The organism is Protofrankia sp. Cj3 (assembly GCF_917627355.1).
Lineage (GTDB): Bacteria > Actinomycetota > Actinomycetes > Frankiales > Frankiaceae > Protofrankia.
In genome coordinates, this window is record NZ_CAKJTR010000157.1 from 1 (window position 1) to 4181 (window position 4181).

5 protein-coding genes and 1 pseudogene are annotated in these 4181 nt (G+C 68.3%); 2 read left to right on the forward strand and 4 right to left on the reverse strand.

The genetic code is table 11. The features are described 5' to 3' along the window. The 4 genes from MJ783_RS18080 to MJ783_RS18095 form a co-directional block, all read right to left on the reverse strand. A partial coding sequence (locus tag MJ783_RS18080) for a helix-turn-helix domain-containing protein (RefSeq protein WP_239311836.1) occupies positions 1-381 on the reverse strand: 381 nt, incomplete at its 3' end. After that, positions 378-953 carry an IS607 family transposase gene (locus MJ783_RS18085; RefSeq protein ID WP_239311838.1) on the reverse strand — a complete coding sequence of 192 codons (576 nt, stop codon included), beginning with the start codon at positions 951-953 and terminating at the stop codon, positions 378-380. The genes MJ783_RS18080 and MJ783_RS18085, both read right to left, overlap by 4 nt. 175 nt (positions 954-1128) lie before the next feature. Then, positions 1129-1533, reverse strand: a complete 405-nt coding sequence (locus tag MJ783_RS18090) for a type II toxin-antitoxin system VapC family toxin (RefSeq protein ID WP_239311840.1) — start codon at positions 1531-1533, stop codon at positions 1129-1131. Further along, complete coding sequence (locus MJ783_RS18095; RefSeq protein WP_239311842.1) at positions 1530-1904, reverse strand: hypothetical protein; 375 nt, start codon at positions 1902-1904, stop codon at positions 1530-1532. The genes MJ783_RS18090 and MJ783_RS18095 overlap by 4 nt, the downstream gene beginning before the upstream one ends. A 120-nt stretch (positions 1905-2024) precedes the next feature. Here MJ783_RS18095 and MJ783_RS18100 point away from each other — a divergent pair, with 120 nt between their 5' ends. Beyond that, positions 2025-2402: a hypothetical protein gene (locus MJ783_RS18100; RefSeq protein WP_239311844.1), complete on the forward strand. Its 378-nt coding sequence runs from the start codon at positions 2025-2027 to the stop codon at positions 2400-2402. Between the two features lie 58 nt (positions 2403-2460). Then, positions 2461-4181, forward strand: a pseudogene (locus MJ783_RS18105) (type I restriction enzyme endonuclease domain-containing protein); the annotation flags it as partial.

The window sequence follows — 4181 nt, forward strand, 5'->3', positions numbered from 1 at the left end:
GCGCTTCGTGAACCGGGGGAACCCGACCCGCCGGCCCTTCCGCTTTCCCTTGCGGGAGTCGGTGACGTTCTTCAACCCGCGGGCGAGCTGGTCGAGCCCGGCGGAGAACGCCTCCTTCGAGCACTCGTCCCACCATGGGGCGACGTCCCGCTTGGCGGCGTTCCAGGCGAGCCGCAACGCGGGCAGGGTCCACCGCACCGCAGTGAGCAGGTCGCCGGACAAGCCGTAGGACCGTTCGGTCTCGCGCTGCGCGAGCGCCGCTTGCACACGGGCCAGACCCCAGTTGTAGGCGAACCGGGCCGCCCCCGCGTGGCGATGCAGGTTCGCGGCTTGGGCGGCGTTCGGGTCGAGCGCGAACCGGTACGCCTGCAACGTCTTCACGCCGGGCCATCCTTCGTCGCCTCGGCGACCGCGCGCCGGGCGCGGTTCGCCCCAGCCCGGCGGCCATACAGCCGGGCGCACATCGACGTGAGGATCTCGGTGATGTCGCGGACCAGGTCGTCGTCACCCTCTGCCGGGTCGACGACGAGCAGCCGGCGGCCCTGTGCGGCGAGCGCGGCCTCCACGTATTCGGCGCCGAACCGGGCGAACCTGTCGCGGTGCTCGACGACGATCGTGGCCACATCCGGGTCTCGCAGCAGCGCGAGGAACCTGCGGCGGTGGCCGTTGAGTGCGGAGCCGACCTCGGTCACGACCTTGCCGACGGGCAGGTTCTGCCCGGTCGCCCAGGCGGTCACCCGGGCGACCTGCCGGTCTAGGTCGGCCTTCTGGTCCGCCGACGACACCCGGGCGTACACCGCGGTCAGCCCGGTCGGCCGTTCGACGGCTTCCGGCTCCACCAGGATCAACCGACCTACCCGCCGGGCAGGTACCGGCAACGTGCCTTCTCGAAACCAGCGGTACGCGGTGACGTGATGCACGCCCTCACGCTCAGCCCACTGCTTCAAGTTCACTCATGCATCATACCGCATACTCAAGCTGCGGCAGTTGACAGCCCCCACCGCGACGGTGCCCAACTGTGGCCTGCCCTATCTGTCGTCCGGATTCGGTGGATGAGCGACGACCACCTTGCCCCGTCCGTCCGGATCGCTGGCCGCTTTCAAGGCCGGCGAACGCGCCATCAGCGCCTCATGGCAGCAGTGCGACCGGCCTCGTGAGGCGGACGACGGAGAAGTGTCGCCGGTCGAGGGTTGCGATGGCGTCGGCGCCGAGCCGTTCGGTGATCGCGAGAACGGAGGCGTCGACGGCGCCGAGTGGGAAGTCGCTGTACTTTTCAACCAGTTCGACCATCCGGGCGAGGTCTTGGCGAGCCAGCGGGACCAGGCTGATCTGTCCCGTGCTGATGGAGCGCAGGAACGCGGCTTCGGCGCGGGTGCCTTTCTCCCGTTCGAGCATGAAACAGACTTCGGTCAGGACGGGATAGGGAACGAGTAGCGGCCGGGGCGTGCGCCGCATGAGAGCGACGCTGCGGGCGTGGTGCTCGTCGTCGGTGTCGGCGGCGGCGATCAGCGGCCCGGTGTCCCAGACAATCACTCGGGGTCGCGCCCCAGTTCCGCGCGCAGGATCTCAGCCGAATGGGCGGCGAGATCGCCCTTGCCGCTGGCCAACGCACCGACGAAATCCGGTAGTGGCCACTCGTCGCCGCCGCTCTCGGCGGGCGCGCTCTCGCGCACGAGAGCCAGGATCGGCGCCACGTGCGATTCGGGCAGGCGGTCGATCAGACTGTGCAGCTCGTCCCGCAGAGTACTCACCCATTGAGGATACGACCGACGCGTGGCCAGCCACCTGGATCCGCCGGGGCCGGGCCGCAGGTTGAGCGTCTTCGTCGGGCCGATGCCGCGGAAGCCGCGGACCGAGGCGGCCCGGACGGAGATCACCGTGCGCCAGGGCACTCCAAAAGTCATCAGGGGGAACTGATAAACCGGCTTATCACTCGATGGAGTCGACGACTAGATGCTTCCCAGTAGCCTGTGAGTCGCCGGAGCGATCAGGGGAGGTACGCGGTGGAGAGCGCTGGGGCCACTATGGCGCTGCAGGACGTCGCGGATCTGGCGCGGGTTCGTCGTCCGGTCGTGAGCATGTGGCGTAGCCGCCCGCGCGTACGCGGTCAGCACCTGCCCTTTCCCGACCCGGTGGAGACCTCCGGCGGAATAGAACGATTCCTGCGCGAAGATATCGTCGCGTGGCTGGCGCGTACCGGCCGGGGCAACAACGCGGAGGCGAATCTCGACGCACCGGCGTTAAGCGTGCCGGAGGGCGTTTCGCTGGACGAGCTCGTCACCTGGCTCTGCCTGGCGATGCTCACCGGGCAGGGTCTGCCAAGGCCGACCTCGACGCCGCGCACGCCCAGTTGGCGACCTACCTGCGTGAGTTCCCGATGGCCTTCCGGTTCGCCGTCGTGACGGTGATCAGCGACGGGATCACCGCTCACTACGGCACCCCGTTCACGCCGCTGAACCATTACTCGCCGACTACATCGACATCTACGACCTGACCCGGGCCGTCGAGGACGGGGCGACCGTCCCCGTCTACTTCGAACCGCGGCTGCCGAAGGTCGCCCTGGCCAAGGACGTCAGTGAGGAAGATCTCGACCGGGCCGCCGACGAGGCCACGGCCGGGCTTGACGAGGTGGAGCGGGCGAAGATCGAGAAATCGGTCGTCGTCATCAACGCCGTGTACGGGGCGCCGGCCCGGCTGGCCTCGCTCGCGGGCGAGATCGTCACGCACTGGGCGGCCCGCTCGGGGGAGATGCGCAAGTTCATCGGTTCCCCGGGCAAGGCGTTCATCGTCGGCGCGACCCGCGAGATCTGCGCCCGCCTCTACGACGAGATCGTCACGCTCAGGCCGGAGTGGCACCACGACGCCGTCGACAAGGGTGTGATCAAGGTCGTGTACTCCGGCTCGGTGCAGGACGTCATGCCGGTGGCGAAGCATGTCCGCCGCGAGGGGCAGAACAAGACCATCCAGAAGCGGCTGCGTGACGCCGAGGACGAACTGCAGATCGTCACCGTCAAGGACATGATGCTCACCGGCTTCGACGCGCCACCGCTGCACACGCTCTACCTCGACCGCCCGCTCAAGGGCGCCCTGTTGATGCAGACGCTGGCGCGGGTGAACCGCACCTTCCGCGGCAAGCCGGACGGGCTGCTCGTCGCCTTCGCCCCCCTGGTTGACAATCTGAGCCGGGCGCTCGCCGAATACACCGAAACCGACCGGGCCAGGAAGCCGGTCGGCAAGAGCATCGACGAGGCCGTCGACCTCACCACCACGCTCATAGCCTCCCTGGACGAGCTGTGCGCCGGCTATCCGTGGCGGAAGCAGCTGACCGGTGCCCAGAAAAGCTGGGTCAAGGCTGTCTATGGACTCACCAACTACCTGCGCTCCCCGACCACCCCCGGCAACCAGGTGGCGGAAGGCGAGGAGACCATCGGCGACCGCTTCCGCACACTGTCCAACCAACTGGCCCGGGCGTGGGCGCTGTGTTCGGGCAGCCAGACTCTCGAGCACCTACGCTCCACGGCGAGGTTCTACGAGGAAGTCCGGGTCTGGATGGGCAAGTTCGACGCCCAGCAGCGGCAGGCCGAGGGCAAAGCGGTACCGGAGGAGATCCAGCGGATGCTCGCCGCGCTGGTCGCGACCTCGACCGAGTCCGGCGAGATCATCGACATCTACGAGGCCGCCGGCCTGCCGAAGCCGTCGCTCTCCGACCTGGGGCCGGAGTTCCACGTCAAGGCACAGTCAGCGGCGAACCCGCATCTCGCGATCGAGGCGCTGCGGGCACTTCTCGTCGAGGAGTCGGGCCAGGTCTCGCGGCACAACCTGGTGCGCCAGCGGGCGTTCTCCGAGCGCATCGCCGAACTGATGCGGAAGTACACCAACCAGCAGCTCACCTCGGCCGAAGTGATCGCCGAGCTCATCGAACTGGCCAAGGAGGTCGCCGCCGAGGGCAACCGCGGCCAGCACTTCAGCCCACCGCTCTCCGGCGACGAGCTGGCGTTCTACGACGCGGTCAGCACCAACGAGTCGGCCGTCGAGCTCCAGGGCGATGACGTGCTCGCCCAGATCGCCCGTGAGCTGGTCGCGGTCATGCGCCGTGATGTCAAGACCGACTGGACCGTGCGTGACGACGTGCGTGCCAAGCTCCGCTCGTCGGTCAAACGGCTGCTCGTCAAGTACAAGTA

What these genes read in the sequence shown, in the direction of transcription:
- MJ783_RS18095 (WP_239311842.1), bottom strand. Translation starts at nt 1,904, where the DNA reads ATGACTTTTGGAGTGCCCTGGCGCACGGTGATCTCCGTCCGGGCCGCC.
- MJ783_RS18100 (WP_239311844.1), top strand. Translation starts at nt 2,025, where the DNA reads ATGGCGCTGCAGGACGTCGCGGATCTGGCGCGGGTTCGTCGTCCGGTC.